The sequence below is a fragment of the Bradyrhizobium shewense genome, assembly GCF_900094605.1.
GTDB lineage: Bacteria > Pseudomonadota > Alphaproteobacteria > Rhizobiales > Xanthobacteraceae > Bradyrhizobium > Bradyrhizobium shewense.
Genome location: NZ_FMAI01000004.1, coordinates 163,485 through 188,029, shown reverse-complemented (window position 1 = coordinate 188,029; position 24,545 = coordinate 163,485). Strand labels below are relative to the sequence as shown.

Annotated in this window: 17 protein-coding genes; 7 read left to right on the top strand and 10 right to left on the bottom strand. The window is 61.6% G+C overall.

The window, feature by feature from the left end; translation table 11 throughout:
* Nucleotides 1–2: 2 nt before the first annotated feature.
* The 3 genes from GA0061098_RS10025 to GA0061098_RS10015 form a co-directional block, all read right to left on the bottom strand.
* On the bottom strand, nt 3–290 hold the full coding sequence (locus GA0061098_RS10025; RefSeq protein ID WP_091956176.1) for a hypothetical protein: 288 nt from the start codon (nt 288–290) through the stop codon (nt 3–5).
* A gap of 502 nt (nt 291–792) precedes the next feature.
* Nucleotides 793–3,024: a Wzz/FepE/Etk N-terminal domain-containing protein gene (locus GA0061098_RS10020; RefSeq protein ID WP_091956175.1), complete on the bottom strand. Its 2,232-nt coding sequence runs from the start codon at nt 3,022–3,024 to the stop codon at nt 793–795.
* Between the two features lie 32 nt (nt 3,025–3,056).
* Nucleotides 3,057–3,551: a hypothetical protein gene (locus GA0061098_RS10015; protein ID WP_018323195.1), complete on the bottom strand. Its 495-nt coding sequence runs from the start codon at nt 3,549–3,551 to the stop codon at nt 3,057–3,059.
* 699 nt (nt 3,552–4,250) lie between these two features.
* On the opposite strand from GA0061098_RS10015, the gene GA0061098_RS10010 reads away from it, so the two are divergent.
* Genes GA0061098_RS10010 through GA0061098_RS09995 form a run of 4 tightly spaced genes read left to right on the top strand, consistent with a single transcriptional unit; the run spans nt 4,251 to nt 9,002 of the window.
* Complete coding sequence (locus tag GA0061098_RS10010; RefSeq protein WP_091956174.1) at nt 4,251–5,453, top strand: acyltransferase family protein; 1,203 nt, start codon at nt 4,251–4,253, stop codon at nt 5,451–5,453.
* A 7-nt stretch (nt 5,454–5,460) separates the two neighbouring features.
* Nucleotides 5,461–6,798 carry a hypothetical protein gene (locus tag GA0061098_RS10005; RefSeq protein WP_091956173.1) on the top strand — a complete coding sequence of 446 codons (1,338 nt, stop codon included), beginning with the start codon at nt 5,461–5,463 and terminating at the stop codon, nt 6,796–6,798.
* A 9-nt stretch (nt 6,799–6,807) separates the two neighbouring features.
* Nucleotides 6,808–7,914: an acyltransferase family protein gene (locus GA0061098_RS10000; protein WP_091956172.1), complete on the top strand. Its 1,107-nt coding sequence runs from the start codon at nt 6,808–6,810 to the stop codon at nt 7,912–7,914.
* Nucleotides 7,911–9,002 (top strand): acyltransferase family protein, encoded by a 1,092-nt coding sequence (locus tag GA0061098_RS09995; protein WP_091956171.1) that lies wholly within the window; start codon nt 7,911–7,913, stop codon nt 9,000–9,002. The genes GA0061098_RS10000 and GA0061098_RS09995 overlap by 4 nt, the downstream gene beginning before the upstream one ends.
* A gap of 21 nt (nt 9,003–9,023) precedes the next feature.
* Here the strand turns inward: GA0061098_RS09995 and GA0061098_RS09990 are convergent, their stop codons facing one another.
* Nucleotides 9,024–10,121: a glycosyltransferase family 4 protein gene (locus GA0061098_RS09990; RefSeq protein ID WP_245323201.1), complete on the bottom strand. Its 1,098-nt coding sequence runs from the start codon at nt 10,119–10,121 to the stop codon at nt 9,024–9,026.
* Nucleotides 10,122–10,389: 268 nt separating this feature from the next.
* Here GA0061098_RS09990 and GA0061098_RS09985 point away from each other — a divergent pair, with 268 nt between their 5' ends.
* Nucleotides 10,390–11,847, top strand: coding sequence for a lipopolysaccharide biosynthesis protein (locus GA0061098_RS09985; protein ID WP_091956169.1), 1,458 nt, complete (start codon nt 10,390–10,392; stop codon nt 11,845–11,847).
* A 19-nt stretch (nt 11,848–11,866) separates the two neighbouring features.
* Nucleotides 11,867–13,228 carry a polysaccharide pyruvyl transferase family protein gene (locus GA0061098_RS09980; protein ID WP_245323200.1) on the top strand — a complete coding sequence of 454 codons (1,362 nt, stop codon included), beginning with the start codon at nt 11,867–11,869 and terminating at the stop codon, nt 13,226–13,228.
* A 24-nt stretch (nt 13,229–13,252) separates the two neighbouring features.
* Here the strand turns inward: GA0061098_RS09980 and GA0061098_RS09975 are convergent, their stop codons facing one another.
* Both GA0061098_RS09975 and GA0061098_RS09970 read right to left on the bottom strand, forming a co-directional pair.
* Nucleotides 13,253–14,389: an acyltransferase family protein gene (locus tag GA0061098_RS09975; protein WP_091956167.1), complete on the bottom strand. Its 1,137-nt coding sequence runs from the start codon at nt 14,387–14,389 to the stop codon at nt 13,253–13,255.
* Nucleotides 14,390–14,648: 259 nt separating this feature from the next.
* Nucleotides 14,649–18,557, bottom strand: coding sequence for an RHS repeat domain-containing protein (locus tag GA0061098_RS09970; RefSeq protein WP_091956166.1), 3,909 nt, complete (start codon nt 18,555–18,557; stop codon nt 14,649–14,651).
* 227 nt (nt 18,558–18,784) lie between these two features.
* Between GA0061098_RS09970 and GA0061098_RS44830 the strand changes: the two genes are divergently transcribed.
* On the top strand, nt 18,785–18,961 hold the full coding sequence (locus tag GA0061098_RS44830; RefSeq protein ID WP_165637269.1) for a hypothetical protein: 177 nt from the start codon (nt 18,785–18,787) through the stop codon (nt 18,959–18,961).
* A 157-nt stretch (nt 18,962–19,118) separates the two neighbouring features.
* On the opposite strand, the gene GA0061098_RS09965 is transcribed toward GA0061098_RS44830, so the two are convergent.
* The 4 genes from GA0061098_RS09965 to GA0061098_RS09950 form a co-directional block, all read right to left on the bottom strand.
* Nucleotides 19,119–20,510, bottom strand: coding sequence for a hypothetical protein (locus GA0061098_RS09965; RefSeq protein ID WP_091956165.1), 1,392 nt, complete (start codon nt 20,508–20,510; stop codon nt 19,119–19,121).
* Nucleotides 20,507–21,784, bottom strand: coding sequence for a glycosyltransferase family 4 protein (locus GA0061098_RS09960; protein WP_091956164.1), 1,278 nt, complete (start codon nt 21,782–21,784; stop codon nt 20,507–20,509). Before GA0061098_RS09960 ends, GA0061098_RS09965 begins: the two co-directional genes overlap by 4 nt.
* Nucleotides 21,785–21,814: 30 nt before the next feature.
* Nucleotides 21,815–23,146 (bottom strand): hypothetical protein, encoded by a 1,332-nt coding sequence (locus GA0061098_RS09955; protein WP_091956163.1) that lies wholly within the window; start codon nt 23,144–23,146, stop codon nt 21,815–21,817.
* Between the two features lie 118 nt (nt 23,147–23,264).
* On the bottom strand, nt 23,265–24,404 hold the full coding sequence (locus GA0061098_RS09950) for a glycosyltransferase (RefSeq protein ID WP_091956162.1): 1,140 nt from the start codon (nt 24,402–24,404) through the stop codon (nt 23,265–23,267).
* Nucleotides 24,405–24,545 lie beyond the last annotated feature (141 nt).

Genomic DNA, 24,545 nt, shown 5'->3' with positions numbered 1-24,545 from the left:
GATCAGGTTCCGTCTCTCGACGACCTGCTGAAGAGCCGCATGATCGCGTCGCGCAAGGCAAGCAACGGCGGCACCAGCACGAAGAAAGCCCCCATCGCAACGGAAACGATGACATGGCGGATCGAGAAGGGTTCGTCCTGCTCGATTTCCCTTTGACTCGGGTCGATGGGCGCGGGTGAGAGCGTCGTCGCCATCGGCTGCCGACGCGGCTTGCGTGGGGGAACCACGATCAACACGAACAGGATGTTGAGCAGAACCCAAATAGTCAAAATCGTCAGGACGATCAGCATTCCGAGCCCGCCGGAAATGAACGACAAATATCAGCCGAGGTTAGCCTCAGGGAACCCAGAAAGAAAGATGCCCAAAGTTTCAGCATTTTGAAGCATCGAGGACCGGATTGTCTCGTCTTGCCGATGAATGGTTGCCAATTGGCGCACTGTCCTAGCCATCGCAGCCTTCGTCAATCCTTGCTTTTGGCTAGAGCAATAACTGCAAGTTGTGGATTCCGGACGAATACGGAGGCCTCAGCAGTCCGAGGTGGGCTCGGCGCAATCCTCCGTTCGTGTGCGAAGGCGTACTCGCTCCTCTTCAGGCGATAGTTCCGAAGAACGCAAAAAATTGGCCCGCTGCCAAATGGCAGCGGGCCCGACGTCTTTACAATTCGGCTGGGCGCGGCCTGCCGCGCCTCCGCCTAAAGCGCGATGCGATTAGGATGAATCGTCATCGCGCTTTAGGTTGTTGTTTAAGCATGATCTTTTCGGAAAACCGCCGCGCACTTTTCCGGATCATGCTTTAGGCATGCTCGACGTAGTAGCTGTTGTGATGCTTGCCCTTGTACGCCTCGATGCGCTTGAGCATCTTCGGGTTGGCGCGGTTGAGCACGGCGCCGAGCAATTTCTTCTGCAGGACTTCCGACCCGGAAACCGACTCCTGAAGAGCGCTTCGTGTCGTCTGCCCCCACTCGATCACATAGACCATGGCATCGATCAGGAAGCTGACGGCCTTTGAATCCGCCACCGGCATCACCGGGGCAAGATCGATCACGATATACTCGTAGTGCTCTTTCAGCACCTTGAGCAGATCGGCCATCGCCTTCGATCCAATGACGTCTGCCGAATTGACCATGCGGGAGGCCACGACGGACGGCAGGAAATCCAGGCCCGTTTCCTTGCTTCGCTGCACATGGTAGCCGAGGCTGGCCGGATCGCTGAGCGCCTCTACCAGTCCGCTCTTGGCGTTCGGCGCGAGCTCTCGCGTGAGCGAGCGCGTGTGCAGATCGCCGTCGATCAGGACCGTGCGATGCCCGGTGAGGGCGATCAACTGGGCGAAGTTGGCCGCCACCGTCGTCTTTCCTTCCTTGGGAAGAGACGAGACGATGCCAATCACCTTGATCTCGCGGGTCAGGCGCGCAACGTCGATCGATACCTTGATGTTGCGCAACGTCTCGGCAAATCGCGAGAATGGATGATCGACGACGTAGCGGGACAGATCGGGTGGACCGGTCTTCGCGGACGTCGATAGCAACGCGCCGGTCTTCGTCGGCGGACGAATGTCCGGCAGGACTCCGAGGCACTTCACGCCGAGCTCGTCCTCGACCTCGCCAGGGGTCCGCAACACGTCGCTGAGCAGTTCACGGGCAAAGGCGGCGCCGAAGCCGAGGCACAGGCCGCCAACCAGGCCCCCCACCAGGGCCAGGACCGTGCGCGGCGAGCTCTTGCGATCCGGCTTGGTGGCGGTGCTGATGAGGCGCGCCTCGCTGAGCGGAAAGCTCTGGTTCTGCGTCGCGCTCTGCAGCTTCTCGAGGAAGTTGTTGTAGAGGTTGCGGTAGGTGTCGGCAGCGCTTTCGAGATCGCGCAACTTGACTGCAGCCTGGCCGGTATCGCCGGCTTGGGCGACGAGTTCCTTTACGTTCTTCTCGAGCGAGGCTTCTCGGCTCTTTGCGATCTCATAGTCGCTGCGATAGGCGTCGCCGATCCGATGCAGCTCGTCGGCGATGTTCTTGCGCAGTTCCTCCATCTTGTTGGCCAGATTGACCGCAGCAAGATGTTGCTTGCCATAGCGCCTCGACCAATCGGCATACTGGGCCTGGAGGTCCAGATATTGCGCGCGCAGGCGGGTGATGACCGAGTTGTTGAGAGCATCGGTCACCGTCGATTGTGCGACGTCCTGGTCCGAAATCGCGGTGATCCGGTCGAGCCGGGCCTTGGCTTCGGCCGTCGACGCCCGCGCTTGAACCAGCTGGGTGTTGAGGTCCGACAATTGCTGTTCGGACATCAGGCCGCGGCTGGTTCCGACGATGTTGTTTTCGGCCTTGAAGGTCTGCACGGCGCGGTCGCTGGCCGTTGCCTGCTCGCTCAGCTCGATGCTGCGCTGCTGAAGCCATTCGGTCGCCCGCTTGGTGGACTGATATTTGGCTTCCAGGGCGCCGACAAGGTAGGCGCTGGCGACGGCGTTGACGATCTTGGCGGCCTTGTCAGGGCTTCGCGAGCGATAGTTTAGCGACAAGACATAGGTCGTCAGGACGCGTTCCGTCCTCAGATTCTTCTGAACCTGCTCGACCACGGCGTGCTCGAGCCGCTCCTGCGACGCCGGTTCTCCGGAGCCGAACAGCGCCATGAACTTGCCGAGGACGATGGAGAGCAGGCCCGGATTGGAGCCATTGAACTCCGGATCGTCCGTCAGCTTCAGGCGACGGACCACCGAGAGGATCAGGTCGTCCGAGTTGATGACCTCAACCTGGCTGTCGACGTATCCGGTATCGATGAGGGCGCTGTTGGCGTTGCTGTCCTTATCCAGCACCTGCGCCTGACGGGTATCCATCATGATGCGGGCATTCGCCGTGTACATGGGTTGCGCCATGATCAGATAGACGAACACCAGCGCCAGCGAAGCGCCGGTGCACACCGCGATGATCGGCCACTGCCGGCGCAGGACGTCGGCCACGCGTTCGAAGCTGAGGACCGCTCCGCCGAATTCGATGCCGAATCTGTGGCCCGACGGGAAATGTTCTCTAGGCTGATACATTTGCTAATTCGCTGCCTTTTGACGATCGCTGATCAATTCGGAAGGGGGACGGGCTTGAACGGGTTGGCCAGCTTGGTCTTCCACTCGCCGTCGAGCAGCGCCCCGCCTCGGGGCGGTTGCGCACGGCCCTTGTCTTGCGATTGGGCCTGGGCGCCGGAGGCGTCCTCTCCGGCGGCGGAATAACCTGCTTGCACGTTGAGATCGCCGATCCGCTGCGTGAAATCCCTGATCTTGCGCGCAGCGTCTGGCTTCGTCGACGTGCACCGCCCTTCGGCGATCCTCAACGCGGCGCCAATGGCTGAACGGTCGGTTGAAGTCGACGCCGAGATGAGGGTCTGCACGGACGGCAACACTGACGGGTTCGTGGCGATAAAGGTGGCGAGCCGATATCTCAGCTTCTCCTTGTCATTGCGCAGCTGCTCCAGAAGCGAGGAGGGCGATTTTACGAACGTGTCGAGTTGGAGCTGCGAGGCACGATCCGTAAATTCGACGCACTGGGCGCGGCAAGCATCGATGCTCGACACCATCAAGGCAGAACATGCCAAGACGATCGGTAGCCATCGCGATCTCGCAAGACGACGTGTTAGTCCGCAACCCATCCGTGTCCCTTGCTCCCTGTTGCAATAGGAGAACACGCGAAACTTGGCAGGCAACTGTGTCAATTTTTGTGCGGCGCAAAAGCTGCGTGCGTGTGCTCGGCGAGACAACGTGCATTGTCTGTTTCCCGGTCGGTTGCAAAATGAAGATATGCAATGCCTGCGAGATCGGCACGCTGGCGCCTAGGAATGTTGCAAACTGAAAACATAAGAGGCGTTGAATGTCGAAGTGTCGCGAGCATGCGTCGCAAAACCGACACAAGTCGTCACGCGACTCATTGTTCCCCGCTTGCAAAAAATTATCAGCGCAATATGTGGGACACGGTGCATGGGGATAGATCAATGACTTTGCGGTCGCCTTGATCGCAACAGCGCCGAATTTAGCGCACACTTTGCACGCAAATACTCGCAATCATCACGTCCGGATTGATTTGCGCGCCGACGCACTTCGATCTCAAGCAAAAAGTGGCGTGAACTTGGCGCTCGCATGTCCGAATGATCTGCGAGCTTTGAAATTATCGTCGACCCTCATGCGTCGAATGCGAGTCCGCGATCGCAGAGATTGAACGCGCGCAAGACCTGATACACACTGCTGCGGTGCAATAGCTACGGAATGTTGATGTGACGGAGATGGTTCATCGTGAGAAGGCGCATGTCCTGCCGCTCGATAGCATTCGGGGGATCGCCGCGACGTCGGTGGTGATTCACCATCTCCTGCTGATGCCGACATTCCTCGCGGCGTTCCCGCACAATGCGTGGATCAATTGCTCGTTCTTCAGAAGCTCCTGGCTGCTGGTCGACTTGTTCTTTGTCCTCAGCGGGATCGTCATGTCGCTCAGCTACGTCGAGAGCGACTTCGGGCGCTTCTCGCTGCGCGAGTTCATGGTGCGGCGCCTGGCGCGGGTCTATCCGCTGCACATCGTCATGCTGATGGCAAATCTTCTGTTTCGCCTCCTGCGGATCGGTCTGGTCATGGCCGGTGTTGTGGTGGCCGCGCCGGCGGCGTTCGAAGTGAATAATGCCTATTCCTTCGGTCTCAACGTCCTGCTGCTGCATTCGATGGGGTTCATCGATTATCTCAGCTGGAATGCACCGAGTTGGAGCATCAGCGTCGAGTTCTACACATATCTGGTGTTCGGCTTGATCGTGCTGCTGGCCCAACGCATGCGTTCCCTGCTCTGGTTCTACGTCCTCTGCGGGGCGCTTGCGATCGGCAGTCTGGTCTTCATCATTTTCGTGCTGGACAAGAGGAGCCTCGGGCTTCAGACCGACTTCGGCATCCTGCGCTGTTTCGTGAGCTTCTTTCTGGGCGTGCTGACGGTGAGAATCGTCGATCGCCTGCCGGCCAAGCCGGGCCCTGCCGTGCAGGGCGTACTGCAGTTCGCCGCCATGGTCGCGAGCATCGCTCTGGTGTCCCTGGCGGAGACCAATCCCGCGGCAACGTTCCTCGCGCCGGTGACGTTCGCGATCTTCCTCGGCAGTTTGATGGCCTTTCCGGATGCGCTGCTGGTGCCGCGGATGCTGGTGGCCGGGCCGCTGGTCTGGCTCGGGAAACGTTCCTACTCCATCTACATGGTGCACGCGCTCGTGGTGCTACTCGCTGAATATTTCGTGCGGGCAGTGGGGGCGGGGCGGATCGCCGCCCTGGATTCGGTCTGGGCAGGCCTGCCGGCGACGCTGAACCTCGTCGTCTCGCTGGCTGCCGTGCTAGCGGTCTCGCACTTCACTTATCTCTACATCGAAATTCCCGGCGGCAAGTTCATGCGAAATGTGCTCGGAAGCCGTCGGGATTTCGCGCGATCCCCCGCGCCATCGGCGCGGCTGACGAACTGAGTCGGTCATGAGCATCCTCGCAATGCAACGGCCGCGGCTGATCCTGATCAGCCTCAGCATCGAGGCGATCGCGCTCGGCGTCTATCTGGTCCGCGACGCCTTTGGTGGCGTGATCCGCTATTATACCAGCATCTATCACATGGATGCGCTCTGGTATCTGCCCGATGCGGTCGCGCTTGCGTGTCTGATCCAGTTCATCGTGCATTGCATCCTGCGCAATCGCAGCACCATGGCCCTGTTGGTGTTGGTCCAGATCATGCTGTCGCTCGTGCTTGGCTATTTCATGATGGGAACGGCAAACGCGGCGATCTCGTCCTTCAAGATGATGCTGCCGGTGTTCGTCGGCTTCTGCTTCTGTGATTCGAGTCTCGGCTCGTACAAGAAGCTGCTATCGGTCATCGCCGTGACCTTCTACCTCTCGGTCATCGGGGTGTTGCTGACGAAGTTCTACCTCATGCCCTGGGTCGGGTATAAATATGAGTCCTTTGGCGCAGTTCGAGAGGCGGGCCGGCTGTGGTGGGCCTATGGCGGCGACGACCAGCGGCTCATGGGTTTTGCGGCCGACAACACCATGGCCGCCTTCTTCATTCTCGTGTCGTTTGCGATCACCTCGATTCGCAAGAGCACGACGTGGTGCCTTCTGTTCGGCTCGCTCGCGGTCTATGTCATCAAGCTGACCACGAGCAAGACGACGATGATCGTCCTCGTGCTCTATCTGCTCCTGCTCGTGTTCGTGCGTATGCTGCCGGAGAAGTCGCGATTTCCCGCAATCAGAGGCATCGCGCAATGGTCCTTTGCCGCGATCTTCGTTCCGTTCTTCATGATCGTGATCGCTTCCGGCACCGCCGCCGTCCCGCACTCGACCCTGTTCAGCATCGTCGATCGCATCAACAATAGCTGGCAGTTGCCGTTCGTCTACATGAACCAGCTCATGCCGATCGGTCTGGTGACGGGCTGCGGCGCGGGTTGCTTCAACTATCCGCAGAAGCTGTTCTCGCCGCTCGCGCACTTCTGGGTGCCCGTCGACAATTTCTACATCGGGACCTACCTGATGTTCGGTCTGCCGTTCGTCGCGTTCATGGTGATGGTGTTCAGGGCGACATTCGGAGCGACGGACGTGTACAAGCTGACGCTGATCTTCGTCGTCAACCTGTTCACGATCACGGTGTTGAATTACGGCCCGGCGTCCGGCCTCCTGATCATCGCATTGAGCTTCAGCGACGTGTTTTCGCGCCGCGCGGCCTCCGCACGGGCGGGCGACGCCGTGCCGATTGTCATGCGGCCGCCGATGCCGTCATTGGAAGGCTTCCGCCCGGACATACCGGCGGCGAGCGGAAGCAGGTGAGAACGAATAATGCATAAACGGCTCGCATTCATCGACACGCTGCGCGGCATTGCCGTGTTGTCGGTCCTGGTCCAGCATGTGTTCGAGGTGATCGTCGAGAAGCACCCGACGGGTGCCTATTACTGGCCCATCCACGATTTGTTCGGCTACTACATGAACTTTGGCCGGTTCGGCGTGGTGTTGTTCTTCTTCGTCAGCGGCTTCGTCATTCCGTTCAGCTTCCCGGACAGCGCCACGCCCGTGCGGGATTTTTCGATCAGCCGCTTCTTCCGGCTCTACCCGGCCTACTGGACCTCGCTCGTGGTCGGGCTCGTGACGATGCAGCTGATGGATTCGAAGATCTATCCGCTCGGTCAGATCGCCGCGAACGTGACGATGTTGCAGACCTTCGTGAACGTCCCGAACCTCTGGGTGTTCTATTGGACGCTGGCGATCGAGCTGCTGTTCTATGTCGGATGTACTATTCTCTTTGCGATGGGGCTGCTGAACCGACGCTTCACGGCGGTGACGATCGTCGTTGCGGCCGCGCTGGTCGGAACCACCGCTGCGCTCCTGGTGGAGAACAGGGCGGTTTCCTCGGTGATGGAGGTCGGGCTGAATCTGTCGGCGATGTTCCTGGGCAAGATCATCCGCGACACCGTCGTCGGCGGAAAGCTGCGATGGTCTCACGTGGCGGTCTGCACGCTCCTTTATGCGATCTTCGCCATCACCCTGGCCGACCGGCGGTTCGGAGGCGTATATCACGAGAACTTCTTCTACAGCTATTCGATCGCATCGGCCTATGTCTGCGCGGCGCTCGTCTTCATCGGCTTTGCCGTGTTCGGTGAGCGAATGGCGTGGCGGCCGATGGCATTCGTCGGCGTGATCAGCTATTCGGTCTACCTGATGTCGCCGTTCGTGCTCGTCTTCATCCATCGCCTTTTCTGGTTCGGCGATGGGCCGCTCGGATGGTCGATCTTCATGACCCTGATCCTGGCGTTGTCGATCCTCGTCAGCTGGATGACGTTTACATTCGTCGAGAAGCCCAGCATCGCCTTCGGACAAAGGTTCCGATCAGCACGGCGAAAGAAGGTCGTTCTCGAGCCCGCCCTCAGTACTCAGGGTGCTGCAGAGTGAGTAACGCGCTGCACCAGCCGGGCGCCGCCTACGACGGATCGTTCGTTCCCTCGGTCCAGGGGCTTCGGGGGATTGCCGCGCTGAGCGTGCTGATGGATCATTTCTACGACATGCCGAAGGGAGGCATGTACGACATCCCGGATCCCGGCTTCCTGCCGCCGCTCTGGCTCTGGCTGCAATCGGTGATCAATGTCGGCGGGCATGGCGTCGAGCTGTTCTTCATGATCAGCGGCTTCCTGATCCCGGCGAGCCTGGTGCGGCACGGCTCGCTGCCGCGGTTCTTCTTCGACCGCGTCCTGCGCATCATGCCGGTGTTCGTCGTCCTGCATCTTGCGCTGTTCGCGATAGGTCCGATCGTCGGCTACAAGTTCTTCCGTGGGATCGATCTGACGAGTTATCTCGGGATTTTCGCGGCCAATCTGTTCTTCGTGCAGGACGCGCTTGGCTTGCCCATTGCCCAGCAGAATGCCTGGACACTGACCTATGAGTGGGCATTCTACATCTGGTTTGCGCTGACATTCTCCATGTGGCGCGGCGGGGGCAAGCTGCTGGCGGCGCCCCTGATCCTGCTGGGTCTGGCCTGCCTGATGCACTGGCCGATCACGGCGTTCTTCTGCATCGGCATGCTGTTCAGCGCCACCGGGTTTCGCATCTCCATTCCCGGACGGGTCGGCCTGCTCGCGGGCCTCGCCTGCGGAGCCGCCCTGTATGCGAGCCTCGTGCTGTTTCACCCGTTCGTGGGACTCCTTCCCGGATTCCTGCTGTTCGGCATGGTGCTTGCCCCGGAGTCGGGCCTTGGCAGGGCTCTGAGCGCCCCGGCCCTGCAATATGTCGGCAAGATCAGCTACAGCCTCTATCTCGTGCATCCCTTCGTGCTCTTCCCGTTGCAGGTGATCGGCCTGAAGCTGGTCGCCGCCGGCGTCGATCGCTGGCTGCTGTGGGCTGCCTTCATCGTGCTCGGGCTGGTGATGTCATTGGTCGCAAGCGCGATCAGTTATGAGCTGATCGAGGTCAGGCTGAGGCGCCTGCTGGACGGCGCGATCCGCGGCATGTTCTTTCGACCGTTGAAGGTCGGGCAATCGGTTTGAGCGACCGCGTGCCCGTCGCGGTCAGGTTACGGTACGGCCGGCGAGCTTGCGATAGGATCCCAGCAGCTGTTCGGCGATGTGGTCCCAGTTCAAAATGCCGGCCGCGGTCTGCCGTGCGCCATCTGTCAATGTCGCGGCGAGCGGCTTGGAAGTCAGCACGCGTTCGAGTGCATCGGCCAATGCAGGGGCATTCCCGGGAGGAACCAGCAGCCCGTTAACGCCGTCGGTGACGACGTCGGGTATGCCGCCGGTGGCGCTGGCAACGACGGGACGAGAATTGCCGTAAGCGGAGGCAAGCACGCCGCTCTGTGTTGCATCCTTGTACGGCAAGGCGACCACGGTGGCGGATTGAAACAACTGTCCGGTGTCCGCAGGCGAAATGTAGGCGTTGATGGTCTTGACCGTCGGCATCGCTTCCATCCGCGCGCCGAGCCGTGTCATCTCGGGGCCGCGCCCGGCGACGATCGCCTCATGCGCCACACCGCGCTTGGCCAACATGTCGATCGCGTCGATGAAGACGTCGAGGCCTTTGTAGGCCCACATCCGCCCAAAAAACAGGATGCGTGCGGCTTCAGGCGCAGCGACCGCCCCTCGGGCCGGCGGAACCATGAGCACGCCGTGCATGCTTGAGATCGTTCCGCCCTTGAAGTCGGGCGAGGCGCGACGAAAATCCGCAATACAGCTCTCGCCATGCGTCGTGACGATCGACGCGGCGGCGCGCATGCGTCCGCGCCAGCCGTCTTCACGCGGCGAAGTGCCGGAGCCGCCTTCCGAATGCGGGATAGCATCGTGAACCGTGAGCACCAGGGGAATGCCGAGTGGTCGAAGGAACTGAATCAGCTTGGACGTATAGATCTCCGGAACTTCGTGACAATGAACGACGTCCGGACGAAACGAAATTATGTCGAGGAACGAAGCCGGGATGCCGATCACGCCGCCGCGGCGCAGGCTCAAATCGCGAACCCTGGTCTCGAAGGGAGCCGCGACGGCGATATCGGCCAGTTCCCATTGCTGGTTGGCATCCTTGCGGTTGAGCACGAGCCTGACGTCGCAATGGTGAGCCAATCCCGAAGCGAGCCGGTAGGAATATTCTGCAAAATGCGGGGCGTAAATCGCCACGCGCAAGCGTTTGGAGCTACGGAGAGAACGCGGGGCCGGCGAATTCATCAAGGCATCCATTTTGCATCACATCGCAGAGAGCGATTGGAGTGTAGTCCACGATTTGAACTCACTTCCACTCTAAATCGGAATCGTGATGGCGCTCATCTGATTGCCATCACTCCGTCGTATTGTAGCGAGCAATCAGTCGCCGTTGTGAGCGGCGACAAGCGGTGGCGTGTCATCATCATTGTCGCGTCGTCTGGATCGGAATTGGGTCGAATTGTTGATGAACGTCACTCGAGGCAGGCAACATCAGGTCGTGGTGGCGCTGTTTTGGTCGCTCGCGCAGAATTGGGGCGGCCGCGCATTGTCGTTCGTGCTGTTCCTGGTACTGGCACGGCTGCTCGATCCCGCGGATTTCGGTCTTGCGGCGCTAGTCGCCTTTATCCTACTGCTTTTGAGCTCCATCGCGGAATTCGGCTTCGGTGATGCATTGATCCAGCGGCGGACGCTCGAGCCCGCCGATGTGACGCTGCCGTTCTTCTGCTCGTTTGCAGCCTCAGTGCTCCTGGCCGTTCTGATCGCATTGCTCGCGACGCATATCGAGCATTGGTTCGACGTGAAGGGGCTCGCGCCGCTGCTGACCGCCGCCAGTCTCTCGCTTCCGATCGGCACCGCGACCCTGTTCCAGGAGGCGCTCTACAAGCGCCAGATGGATTTTCGGGTGCTCGCAGTCAGGACCATGGTGGCGACAGCCGTCTCGGGGGTCGTGGGGATCGCCTGTGCCTATGCAGGGTTTGGCGCCCTCAGCCTCGTGATCCAGGTGGTGGTTCAGAGCGCGATCAGCGGCTTATGGCTCTGGAGCCAACCGCGATGGTTGCCGATGCGCGGCTACGATCTGAAGAGCTTTCGCGAACTCTCCGGCTACAGCATCCACGTCCTGCTGAACAGGCTGCTGGACTTCGCCATCGTTCGGACGATCGACATGATCATCCTGTCGCTCTATGGCGTGGCGGCGCTCGGCATCTATACGGTCGGCGCGAGGGTCTACATCATCCTGATGCAGTTGCTCACGCAGGCGGTCATGGACGTGGCGCTGAGCGCCTTGTCCAAAATCGCGCACGAGCGGGACCGCATCGCGGGCGCCTATTTGCGCAGCGTCAGTCTCGGTGCACTGATCGGATCTCCGGTCTTCGTGCTCCTCGCGGCGATCGCGCCGGAGTTCTCCCTGCTGCTGTTCGGTGCGAAGTGGGGTGGCAGCGAAGCGGTGATGCGGCCGCTGATGCTGATTGGCGCGGTCCAGACGGTGCAGTTCGTCAACAGCGCCTATTTTGGCGCTCTGGGCAAGCCGAACTACGTCTTTCTGCTCAACATTCTCAAATTCTCTACGGTCGTGCCGGCAATGTTCCTGCTTCCCTCGCGCGACATTGGTCAACTGGCCACGATCTTCGCGTTCTCGCAGCTCGTGGTGACCCCCGTCACGTTTGCGCTGGCGCTCCGGCTGCTGGGCTTGAGCTGGAGCCAGTTTCTGCGTCCCATTGCGGGCTGCCTTTGCGCCATCGCTCTGGCCTACGGCGCAGTCGTGCTGTGCCGGGAGGCGACGCCGGGCATGAACCCGTACTTGCGGATTGGACTGCTGTCGTCCTGTTTTGGCGCGACTTATCTGACAGGCATTCTGCTGTTCTGGCGGAAGCAGCTCCTTTCCCTGATTGATTTCGTCGTGAAGCGCGGTGCGACCGCTTGATGAAGACGAGGAGAATGTCGTGAAGCAATTGATCCCGGTGCCCGTACGCAGGCAGCTCCGAGGCTGGCTCAACAGCGCGAAGAATACGCCGTTGGCACTCGATCTGCTCGAGCTGCGCAGATGGCAGATCGCCCGGAGGGACGTCGGCGTCAACGCCGCGCCGCGCAACACTCCACGCCGGCTCGTCGTGCTCCCCTCCGATCCCTGGAGCGTTCGTCAATCGCGCGGCGATGAGGCGATGATCGAAGCGGCCACTGGGGAGGTGAAGAAGACCTATCCGAACCTCGAGGTCTACATCGTCACCGCTACCGCAGCGGCCAGCGCGGACGTGCGCGCGATGGGTTTCAAGCCCCTCGAACTCTGGCGTCAGCCGTTCTCATACGAGACGGTCGCGCAGGAGCTGTCGCTCACCAGGCCGGATTTCGGACTGGTTTTGGGGGCCGACGTGCTCGACGGCTACTATTCTCCGGTGGATGCCGCGCGCATGCTGCTCGTGGCCGACCTGATGGCTGCATTCGGCGCCAAGGTCAGCGTGCTCGGCTTCAGTTTCAACTCCCGCCCGGCGAAGGCGCTACGCGAGGTGTTCCGGCTGCTGGACCCGGGAGTGGTCCTGAATCTGCGCGATACAATATCTCTTCAGCGTTTCGACGATTTCGCGCGGAAACGCGCCCGTCTGGTTGCCGATGCGGCGTTCATGCTGACGCCGCGGGCGGATACGGCCGCAGTGAAGCAGATCGCGACGACGATCGCACGACAGCGCGAGCAGGGTCGCAAGGTCTTCGTCTTCAACATTCATCCGATGTTGTTCAAGAAGCCGGAACCGGCCAAGCTGCGGCAAATGATAGAGCTCGCCGCGGGCGCCATGGAGCGGCTGTCTCGCGAGCACAATGCAAGCTGGTTGTTGCTCGCTCACGACTACCGCCCCGAGATCGCCGACGACAATTGCCTGCGGCCACTGGCTGACCGCCTGAAGCCAACGCTCGGCGATCACGTGCATCATGTCGATCAGGCGCTGTCGGCGGGCGAGATCAAGGCCGTTGTCGGTCTGGTCGACGGCGTGATCACCGGCCGCATGCATCTGGCGATTGCGGCGCTGGGGCAGGGAACGCCCGTCGCAGCGATTACCTATCAGGACAAGTTCCAGGGCCTGTTTGCTCACTTTGGCGTCAGCGAATCGCTGTTGCTGTCGCCGGTCCAGTTCCTGGTCGACGACAGTTTTGAGAAGTTCGTGCTGCAGTTCCTTGGCGCGCACGAAGCCGTCGGTGAGAAGGTACGTCAGATGCTGCCGGATGTCATGGAGCTGTCCCGCGCCAACATCGCACCGCTACTGGGCGAGAGCGCGATGCGGACGGTGCAGGAGGTCGGCGGCAAGGTCGCCTGAACGCCCTCATGTCGCCGGCAGGCGTCAGTTGACCGCCCGCTCGGTGTTTTCAAAGCGCACGGAGCTGTCGGCTGCGGCCGGCTTGCGCGAGGACGTGGCACCCGAGGACGTGGCACCAATGTCGGCCCAGCGGTTGATGAAGCGCCGCGCCGGATTTTCGAAGTAGGCGTAGGTGCGGTCCGCGGCGATAGTCAGGACCGCGCAACACGCCAGGGCGAACAGGCCGAACTGATCAGGACGCAGTCCGAGCCAGATCCACAGCGGCTTGAACACGGCAATGAGAATGGCATCGTGCAGCATGTAGATCGCATATGAGGTGTTGCCGAGCCGTCCGAGCAGGCGGGCGCCCGGAAACTCCTTGAAGGCGCTTTCGCCGACCGCAGTGAGCAGGATGGCGCAGGAGAACAGCAGGATGGCGAGGTCGGGCTTGGCGAAGACGTTGAGAACGAGCACGGAGAGGCCGAACGTGCCGATGCCGGCGAAGATCATCCGCTTGTGCCGGTAGGGATGCGACATCCGGAATAGAATGGCGAGCAGGATACCGTTCAGGAAGCTCGGCAGCGCGCGGAGCATCCCGTAGTCGAAATTGGCGCCATACATCTGCGACCGTTCCTGCCAGAGCGGCAAATGGCCGTGGGCAAGGACCAGATAGAGCGCGGCCACGATCGCGCCGAGCACGATCGGTTGAACCTTGCGGGCAAGCAGCATCAGCAGCGGAAAGACCAGATAGCAGAAGAGCTCCGCGCTGATCGACCAGGACGGCGAGTTGAAGCTGAGATGGTCGGTGACGCCCCACGCCTGGAGCAGCAGAAGGTTGTACAGGAAGTCCAGCGGGGTCGAGCGGGCTGTGCGCTCCAGGCCGACGCCGATGAGCACCACGAAGATGAGCAAGCTCAGCAGATGCAGCGGATAGATCCGCGCAATACGCCGGATCATGAACCGGGAATAGGCCGCCACGCCACGTGCATCGGACGGATAGGAATAGGAGATCACGAAGCCGGACAGGATGAAGAACATGTCCACGAACAGGCCGTAGGACCCGTTCCAGGCCGGCGAGATGCCCGTGTCGATCAGCTTCAGGTGGAAGATGAAGACCCCGAGCGCGGCGACGAAGCGGTAGAAGTCGAGAACGACAAAACGTCTTGCTTCACTTGCTTCCATCGGGCCTCGGAGTCCTTGCGCGGTTCGTCTCGCTTCTAGAGACGAATTGTGACGCAAGTTCGCTGGATGGAGCGGCGGAGGTGGCGTGATCGCGGATCGATCGGCCTTGAGTTCCTCGAGACCTCTTGCCCGGGAAGGGAACGACTTCATCGTCCCAACTCTGCCTCTTGATGAGGCAGGCGCCTAATGAGCGGGCCGGGACCTTGGCTGGTCCCGGCCCGTGTCAACGTTGATGCGTCCTGTCGTCAGTGCGCCGTGCTCAGACGAACAAGAAATCGTGGCTCGTCAGGCTGCTGACATACACGTTCTTCAGCAGGATCGAATCATTGGCCGAAAATGTGATCAGCGCATTCGTGCCGGACTGCGTGATCTGCAGATGACTGTAATCCGCAGCCAGGAGCTTCGAGATCTGAACCACGTCATGAGTTGTGCCGTCCCCGGCCTGGAAGTTGAGGATCTGGTCCTGGCCATGATCGTAGGCGACCGTGGTCGAGTTTGGCGCGGCCGAGAACACGTCATTGCCGGCCCCGCCCTGGATCGTCACGCCGCCGGCGACAGCCGTGACATTGTGAGTGCCGTCGGCCTTGCTCTGATCGAAGAATTGCAGCGCGCTGGCGGAGTTGTAGTTCTCGTGCTGCGTCGTACCGGTCTGTCCGTTGAAGTTGAACAGGAAGACGTCCTTCGAGCCGTCGACGTTGTTGGCGATCTCCTGGGTCTTGGTCCCGGAGCTGTTGTAGATGTCGGTCAGCTTGCTGCCGTCGTCATGGATGACCTGGGTATAGTCCAGAGTGCCGTCGGCGTGGGTCCGGGTGAGCTCGACCATCTTGCCCGAGGCATCGAGGTGCTGATGCTGGGTCGTATAGGACTGCCCGGTGATGTTGTAGTTCCAGTTGTCGGATGTGCCGTCGGCGTTCTTGATGTAGGCAGCGCTCTTCACGCCGCCGGCATAGACGGTCGTGGAGCTGTAACCATCGCTCTTGGTCGTCACCTCGCTGGTGATGACGCCGTTGGCATCGTACCAGTCGGAGGTCTTGGTGCCGTCGGCGCTCTGCTCCAGCGTGAAGGCCAGGCTGTTGTCCGCGTGGGTGCGAACAATATCGGTGAGGAAGCCGGTCGAATCGTAACTGTCGTGCTCGTTCGTGTAGTTCTGGCCGACGACGTTGAACTGGAAGACGTCCTTCGACCCGTCGGCGTGGTAGTCGGTTTCCGTCTTCTTGACGCCTGATGCATCGTAGTTGGTGACCACGCTGCTGCCGTCGCTGTTGACGACCTGGGTATAGTCGAGCGAGTTGTCGGCATGCCAGCGGGTCACCTCGGTGGTCTGGCCCGATGGATCGAGGTGCTGATACTGCGTGGTATAGCTCTGCCCGGTGATGTTGTAGCTGTAGTTGTCGTGACTCATGTCCGCGTTGGTGATGTAAGCCGCGGTCTTGACGCCATTGGTGTACACCGTGGTCGAGCTGTAACCGCTCGGCTTCTGGACGACCTCGCTGGTCAGCACGCCGCTGGCATCGTACCAGTCCGTGGTCTTGGCCCCATCGGCGCTCTGCACCAGCTTGAACGCCATGCTGCCGTCGGCGTGCTTGCGAATCAGCGTGGTGAGGAAGCCGGTCGCATCGTAGATGTCGTGTTCGGTCGTGTAGGTCTGCCCGGTGATGTTGAAGAGGAAAACGTCCTTGCTGCCGTCGGCGTGATAGTCGGTTTCCTTGGTCCGCGTTCCCGCGGCATCGTAATTGGTGACGACGCTGCTGCCGTCGCCGTTGATCACCTGGGTATAGTCGAGCGTGCCGTCGGCATGCTTTCGGGTGACGGCGGTGACCTTGCCGGACGGATCGACGTGCTGGATCAGCGTGGTGTAGCTCTGGCCGGTGATGCCGTAGGCGTAATTGTCCTGGCTGCCGTCGGCATTCTTGACATAGGCGTTGGTCTTGACGCCGTTGTTGTAGAGCGTGGTCGAGGAGAAGCCGTCGGCCTTCTGGATCACCTCGCTGGTGAGGCTGCCTGCCGCATTGTACCAATCGGTCGTCTTGGTGCCGTCGGTCGTCTGAGTAAGCTTGAAGGCGAGGCTGCCGTCGGTGTGCAGCCGCGTCAGGCTGGTGAGGAAGCCGGTCGAATTGTAGACGTCGTGCTCGGTCGCGTAGTTCTGGCCCGTGATGTTGTAGGTCCAGACGTCCTTGCTGTGGTCGGCATGATAGGCGGTCTCGACCAGCTTGACGCCGGTGGCGCTATAGGTGGTGATCACGCTGCTGCCGTCGGCGTTGTAGACTTGCGTCGAGTCCAGCGATCCGTCGGCATGGCTGCGGGTCACCGAGGTGACCTTTCCGGATGCATCGAGATGCTGAACCTGGGTGGTGAAGCTCTTGCCCGTGATGCCGTAGGTGTAATTGTCCTGCGAGCCGTCCGCATTCTTGACGTAGGCGGCCGTCTTCACGCCGCTCGTGTAGAGCGTGGTGGAGTAATAGCCGTCGGACTTCTGGACGACTTCGCTCAGAAGGGTTCCGGCCGTGTTGTAGGTGTCGGTGGTCCTGGTTGCGTCGGTGTCGATATGAACGAATTTCGTCTTCACGCCGCCGGTGTAGCTGATCAGGTCCTTGGACCCATCGGTGTAGGCGACGGTGGTCGAGGTCGGCTGTCCGCTCGCATTCAGGCCGGTGTCCGACTTCGACACAAGCGTTCCGCTGGAATTATAGGTCTTCGTGCTGCTCCAGGTCGCAGCCGAGTTCGTCACCGAGAACGAGTAGCCGCCCTGGATCTTGGAGAGGGCGCTGCCGTAATGGGCGATCATGTAGTCCATGGTCGCCTTCGAGGCGACCGGCAGGACGTGGGAGTCGGTCAGCGTGATGGTCTGCAGCGCTGTCGAGTCGCTGAGGTCGGACAGTTGCGGCACGATCTCGGCGGCGGTGCCGCTGACACTGGTCCTTGTGTCCGGCGGAGTCGTGGTGGTCGGGGGCGCGTCGATCTCGATGATCAGGGGGTGATCGCTGACCGGGATGGTGATCGTGCTGACGTCGGTGTAGCTGGCGATCGCCGTGGTCCCCGTCAGCGTGTCGTACACCTTCACCGAATGATGCACGCCGCCGAGGTTCACCGTGACAGTCTCGGTCGGATTGGAAATCTCGGTGTCGTTGGCGTCCTTCCAGAGCTTCGGCTCCGCCCACACGACGAGCTCGTAGGCGCCGTTGCTCTTGCCGAGCACCATGCTGTTGCCTGTAGCTGGCATGTTGCTCAGGGTGTAGTTCAACGGATCAGTCGGCTGCAGGCTGCCCTTGCCGTCGTCCGCCAGAATGGTCGTCAGGTTGTGAATGGCGGTGGCGGCGAGCTTCGGCGTCCCGTCGGAATTGAACAGTCCGAAATTGGCCTCGGGATTGGTATTGCCGGCGGAGGAGTCGCGGTCGAACAGCTCGTAGAGATAAGTCGCGCTGACGCCGGCCTTGTAGGCATCGACCAGGGTGTTCAGGATCGATTTGGCCTGCACCGTCTCGTTGACGCCGAGATATTGGGTGTTGGCCTGCGTGGTGTAGCCGGTTTCCGTAATGACGACCGGCTTTCCCGGTGCCGCGGTCATGACTGCGCTCAGTGTCGCCGCAATCGAACTGCTGGTCGTGAGGCTGGTGCTGACATAGGCATGGGCGTTGGCGTAGTCGACCGAGCCCGACATGTTGCCGAGCTGGCTGTAGCCCTGCGGATCGTTGTAGGCCAGTGACAGATTGTAGACGGGGATGCTGCCGAGCGCGGCGTTGGCGTTGACGGCCTGATAGAGCGCGCTCTGGAACTGAGCTGCGGCGGTAAGGCTCGAGCTGCCGTTGTAGCTGAAGGGCTGGTGATTGGCCTCGTTGAGCCCTTCGATGGCGCTGATGCTGCCCGGGTGGCTCGCCGCGAACTTCTGGAGCGAGGCGATGTAGTTCTGCAGCCCGGCCGTGCCCGTCTGGGGCAGGGCGGACGACACCAGGAAGTCGAACTTGTAGCCGGCAGCGGCCAGACCCTCGACGACGGGTTGCGCGGCCGGGCTGGTCCCCATGGCGTCGCGGAGATGGTTGACGCCGAGATACTCGAGGTCATCGACCATGAGCGCGAGATTGTTGTAGCCGGTCCAGCCGAAGCCGGCGTGCGTGTTGACGCCGATGGAGTCGATGAAGCCGCTGGCGGACAGGATGGTTTGATCGGACATTGTACACTCGAGTTTCAGCGCGAACGAAATTGCTCGCAGGGATTGCGTTCAAGCTTCTCTGTCGAGTGTGAATTTCAGATAAAAATGGAAGCTACAAATCGTGAGCGAAACGAGGTTCCTTGTGCAGGAACAGACTTGCTCTGTGTTGCAGCAGAATATTGATGCGATGCCCGGGCAGCATGGCGTGAGGAAGGCGCTTTCAAGATTTTCGCGATTTGCACTGCTGAATGTATGCGCAGGCCGCGCGAACTGGATTTTATATGATAGATTTCGAACGAGCGGTCGGCGCGCTCGCGGCGCGCGAGGTCGGCAAGGAGCAGCAAGACATTTTCTCGCTGGCCGTCAATCGAAGTATCTTCGTCTCATTCCTCGCGCAGCTCGCGCTTTCCTGCACGGGAAGTTAGCAGATGCCGCTTCCATGGGCGGTTAAACCAATCAATTTACTCGTAATGGTTGTGGTTGCTCAGGGATGGTGCAGCGTTCGCCGCGGGATCTGCTGATCAAGACCATGCAGCCCGGTTCCGTATCGAACCAGATCTGCTTCGTACGCGGTGCGACCAATCAGCCGCGGCGGGCCAGCATCAGAAAATCTCCGCGCCATCCGATGACCGCCGTTGCAATCGCGGCGATCGCGATCTTGCCGGCCAGCCATGCCGCGGGCTCCGTCGGTATCGAACCGAGCGATCCGATCAGGATTGCGGCCACCCCCGCCTGCATGACCAACGGCCAGCGCGGGAACGCCTCAAACCGCAGCGTAGGACCGAGTGCGACCAGTATGGTCGCGAGCGTGGCGAGCGAAGCATAGCTAACCGCCGCTCGCGGCGACAGGCCGGTCGATACCGCGACCACGGCGAAGGACACGACGAGGGCGAGCTGGCTGGCCGCGACGACGACGAGCCTGGTCGCCAGCTTCTCGAGGTGGGGAACGACCGCGATCGTCGCCTGCAAATGGGTGTGCAGGAAATAGAAGGCGGCTACCGTTGGCGCCGTCTCCAGAAAGCCATCCAGGCTCGCCTGCGGCACCAGGATACGGGCGGCATCTGGAATGAATCCAATGAGACCACCGAGCAGCACGAGGGTCGTGCAGATCATGAATTCGAACATTCGCCGCGCCGACTGCACCGACTTTGCGCTGCCTCCGTGTTCGAAATCGTTGACCACTTCGGGATAGCTCACGGTGTGGATCGCGGCATTGAGGACCCAGAAGGGACGTTGCAGGAGGTCGAGCGCAATCGAAAAGCCGGCCCCGGCCCCGGTCGCGCCCAGCCGGCCGAGGACGATGACACGGAGCAGCACCGGCACCGACAGATGGATGACGGACGCGCCCGCCGCGAGCATGCCGTAGCGGGAGAAATCCTTCCAGTCGGCCATCATCGCCTGCAGCGAGACGCGCTCCATCGGGGTGCGATAGGCGACCAGGCCGGCGAGAAGGCCGAGGGCGTGACCCGAGGCAATACCGAGCAGCGCCGCTTCCGCTGTTCCCGAGATCATCGCGCCCGCGGCGGCTCCGATCAGAAGGGCGGTGGCACGCAACGCAAGCAGAAAGGATGCGATGCCCAGCCGGTCGGACAGGCGGACCGACAGGAAGTAGAGATCCGTTAGGCCCTGAAGCACGGATATGCCGAGGCCCAACGCGACGATCCCGGTCGGGAGCACGCTGGCCAGAGACGCGCAGCTCCCGACCACGACGAGCGCGGCTGCGCTCGACAGGCCTGCTGCAAACAGCGACCACCTCAGCCGCGCCGCCTCGTTCTCTTTGGCTGCCGCCAGAAACCGCAATCCGGCCAGCTGCAGCCACTCGAACATCAGGACGCAGAGCAATTGGCTCGAGGCCAGCGCGAGGGAAAAGTTGGTGTAGTCGGCGGCGGGCAACAGATGGCTGATCGCGAAGATCAGGATGATCGCCGCGGCGCTCTGATAGACGTAGCCCGCCATCGCGAGGAGGCGTGTCATCGCGGAATGAGGCGCTCCTTGCCGACGACGGACGGTCCGTGTGGCGCTTCGGCCGTTGCTGCGCGGACGTGCGACATCCGCTGCTCGCGCAATTGTTCATACAGTGTCTTGTATGATGACAGCACGTCGGAGAATATCCACTTGTTGGTATCGGCGATCAGGCGCCGGCTGATCTCGTCGATCTTGTGCGGATCGGCTGCGACCGCGAGCATGCTCCTGGCGAGGGATTGTGGATCGGCTTCGGTCAGCCAGCCGGTCATCCCGTGCTCGATGACCTCGGGCATGCCGCCGAAGCGCGTTCCGAGGAGCGGCCTGCCCGCCGCCTTGGCATCTGCAACGACCAGCGGACCGGGGTCGTGCCAGATGGAGGGCGCGACCACCACGTCGACCTGCTTGTAGAAATCGTCCGGCGCCACGAAGCCCATGAACTCAATTCGCGCATCCGGCGCGAGCGTCCTCAGGCGTCGCTGTTCCTCGTCACTGACCCGTCCGGCGATCAACATGCGGATGCGATCCCTGGGCAGCAGGGCCAGGGCGCGCATCAGGTTCTCGATGCCCTTTTCCTCCGTGAGACGGCCGATGAACCCGAACGTCACTTCCGTGGTGCAGATGGGGCGGGGGTAGGGCTCCTGCGGCGGCTCGGTCGAGGCGTTGCGGATCACGGTGCGGATCGGCGTCTCCGAGAACATGCCCATGTCGGTATGAATGGACAGGACGCGCTCGCTCACGCCGACCACGGCGCTGAGCCAATGCGTGGCGCGCTTGCGGTGAAAGCTCAGAATTCCGCAGCTCGTGCAGGTGTGCTCGCAGGACCGTCCATTCTCGAAGCGGGAGCAGCGCGGACAGGTCAGGTAATAGTCGTGAAGCGTATGGAGCACGGGGACCCCGAGCTGGGCGGCAACGCGCCAGACCGCGGTGGTGAGTCCCGACAGATTGTTGGAGTGCAGCACGTCCGGCTTGAAGGCCCGGATGCGTTCCGCAATCAGGGGGGCCTGCATCTGCCAGTCGTCGACCGCGTGCCAGATGCTACGCAGCGCGACGTTCTTCTGCTCCGTGAAGGGCAGATACACGTTCCGCACCGGCGCGGAATAGACGTTGATGCCGTCGCAGGTTTCCGGAGCCTGATGAGGCGTGGATGCGGCCCGAATCACTTCCACCTCGTCACCGCGCTGCACCAGGCCTTCGGCGAAGCGCCGGGCGAAGATCTCCGCGCCGCCGACGATCTTTGGAGCCTGAGGCGTCGGATAAAGCGTGGACGTCAAAAGAACTTTCATCGCGTCAACCTCATGTCTGCAAAATCGCGTCTACCGCGCCGGCCTTATCTCCAGGGCGGGAACGGCACTGTCATTGGCTGCAATCAGAACCGGTGTGCTCGAAACGGGGATCCAGACCCCGGATGCAGGCCTTGCCGCCTGGTCGCACGGCATCGCAAAGCTTGCGCCCTGTTGATCGCCCTTGAGCCGGATCTCGTAACGTCGGTCCGGGGCCTCGGACCAGACCGCAACTCTGCCGCCGGAAGCCGTCGATGCATTGATCGACACGACGCCGCTGGCGAGCTCGCGGCGCTCGGCACTCAGGCTGGGGCGAATGAAGGCCCAGGCCCCCTGGGCCGCGCAGGCAACCGGCTTTGGCGAATTATCGAAACGATAGAGTCCGAAATTATCCTCCAGCTCCGACGGGTTCTTTCCACTGTCCTTGAGCTCGTAGAGCCACATGCCCTTGAGCCAGCGTGTCGCGGTCGACGCCCACAGGATGAGCTGCGCGGTATTGTCGGCCTGGGCCTGCTCGCTGACGCCGCATTTGTTGGTGGCCGTGGTCCAGCCCGTCTCGGTGACATAGATCGGGAAGTCAGGATTTCCGCTGGCCTGGCCGACCATACGGTGAAACGCCGTGAGCCGGTCGATGATCTCGGCCGACGTGCGTTTGCTCGGGCCCATGCAGAAATTGTAGAGATGGATCGAAGCACCGTCCGCATGCTGAAGAATGCCGGTTCGCAGCATCTTCTCAGTCCATGTCCAGCCCGGATCGTCGCCGAGAGCTCCGACCAGGAAAGGCGCATGCGGTGCAACGCGCTTCACCGCCGGCCGCGCGGCCTCGGCGAGCGCCAGATAGTTCTCCGGCGAGAACGCCGGATCCTTCTTCGCCGCCAGATTCCATTCGTTCCAGAGTTCGAAGACCGGATGCTGTGCCACGACCGATTGCGCCGCCGCAGCAGCATAATCGGCGAACCGCTGCCGGGCCTCATCGGTTGTCGGTGGCGAGGAATTCGGAACCAGATGATGACCGAACGCAAGGATCAGGAGGGGGCGCGCGACGCCGGATCTGACTTGCGCTTCGAGCCTGCCGAGCCTGGGCGTGAAGCCCATCCGGCGTCCCCCCACCTCGAAATCGGACCAGGGAAAATCATCGCGGAAGGCGTTGAGGCCGAGCTGCTTGATCTGCGCGACGTTTTCCGAAGGAACGTATCCGCGCGCGCTCACCGGGCCACCCAGCCCCTGATGGGTGCCGACGCCCAGCAGGAATCGGGCATCGAGCGGCTGCGCCTGCTGTGCGCAGACAGAGACCGGCAGAAAAATCGATGCGATGAGGCCCGCGAGGCGGAAGCTGCCGCGAACCAAGATGCGTGAGAATATCATCGGCTAGTTCATGCTCGCGCGTGCTGCGTTCGCGGTGACACCCAGTCCGGTCAATGACATCGCCATCGCGATCTCCTGCATCTGCGAGGGCAAGTGTGAACGTCGAGTCGCCCAGCCATCAGAAATTCTTGGAGAGGTCCGACTGCAGCCCCGCCTTCGCGTCGATCGGTGTCCGGTCGTCATGGAGCAGCTCGGCATAGACCTGCTGCAATTGCCCATGCGTCTTCTGAACGTCATAAAACTGCTTGAACCGGTCGTAACCGCGCTGACCCAGCACCTTGAGGTCGAGATCGAGTGCTCGCCGGAAACCGTCGACGAGCGGCTGGACCGCGACGGGCTCGCAAAGCACGCCGGTCACGCCATCGACGACGATCTCGGGCAATGCTCCGCTGCGGAACGCCAGGATGGGTTTGGCCGCGCGCATCGCTTCCAGGGCAACGAGGCCGAAGGCTTCCCATCGTGATGGGATCACGACGAGGTCGGCAGCCTCGAGCTGGGTCTCGATGGTCGGGCGATCGAGCCAGCCCAGCAGGGACACGTTGGACGGGACGCTCGGACCTTCGTACTTGTTGACGACGGAGGCGCCGATCATGCGGATCTCCAGCACATCCTCGAGCGAGCGTGCCGCTTCGATCAGGAGATCAAAGCCCTTCTGGCGGTCCAGGCGTCCAATGAACAGCACCTTGACCTTTTTGGACGTCCAGTCGGCCGCGACAGGCTGCGGCGTGCGGCTCTTCGAGATGCCGTTATGGACGAGGGTGAGGCGCTCGGCGGGAATTCCAGCGCGAACGGCTTCGTTGAACTCGTCGCTCGAGATGCAGATGATTCGGTCCGACGTACGGGCGAGGAGGTTCTCCGCCGCTTTCGTCACGAGATGACTGAGGCGGCCGGTCTCGCGTGAAAACGCCCAGCCGTGCGGGCAATAGACGACGCGCGGACCGTCGGAGCGGGCGGCCAGCGCCGGGCGCAGCACGAGGCCTGCAAACGAGGAATGCAGGTGGACGACATCAGGACGAAAAGCATCCAGCGCTTGCATGCTTGCGCGCAACATCTGGAATAGTCCGGCGATGCCGCGGCCGGATCGTTCGAACGTCGTAATCTGGTTGTCATCGATCGCCGGAAGATCGCGGCGATGATCCGACGGCACGACATAGTGCACGTTCTCGGTACCGAAGCTCGCCTGTTGCTGTGGGTGCAACTCGTTCAGGTAGCTGGCAATCCCGCCCCGGATCGTCTCGGCGATGTGCAGCACTTTCATCGTTTGCCTTCCGTAGGGCCGCGTTGGAGAGCCGGACATCCTGTATCCCTGTTCTGAGTTCGCTAGTGCGAGAGACAGTTCCTCGAATACGTAGCGATATTGGGGCAGCGATGTGGTGATGTTGCGCCAAGCTCTTTGCGC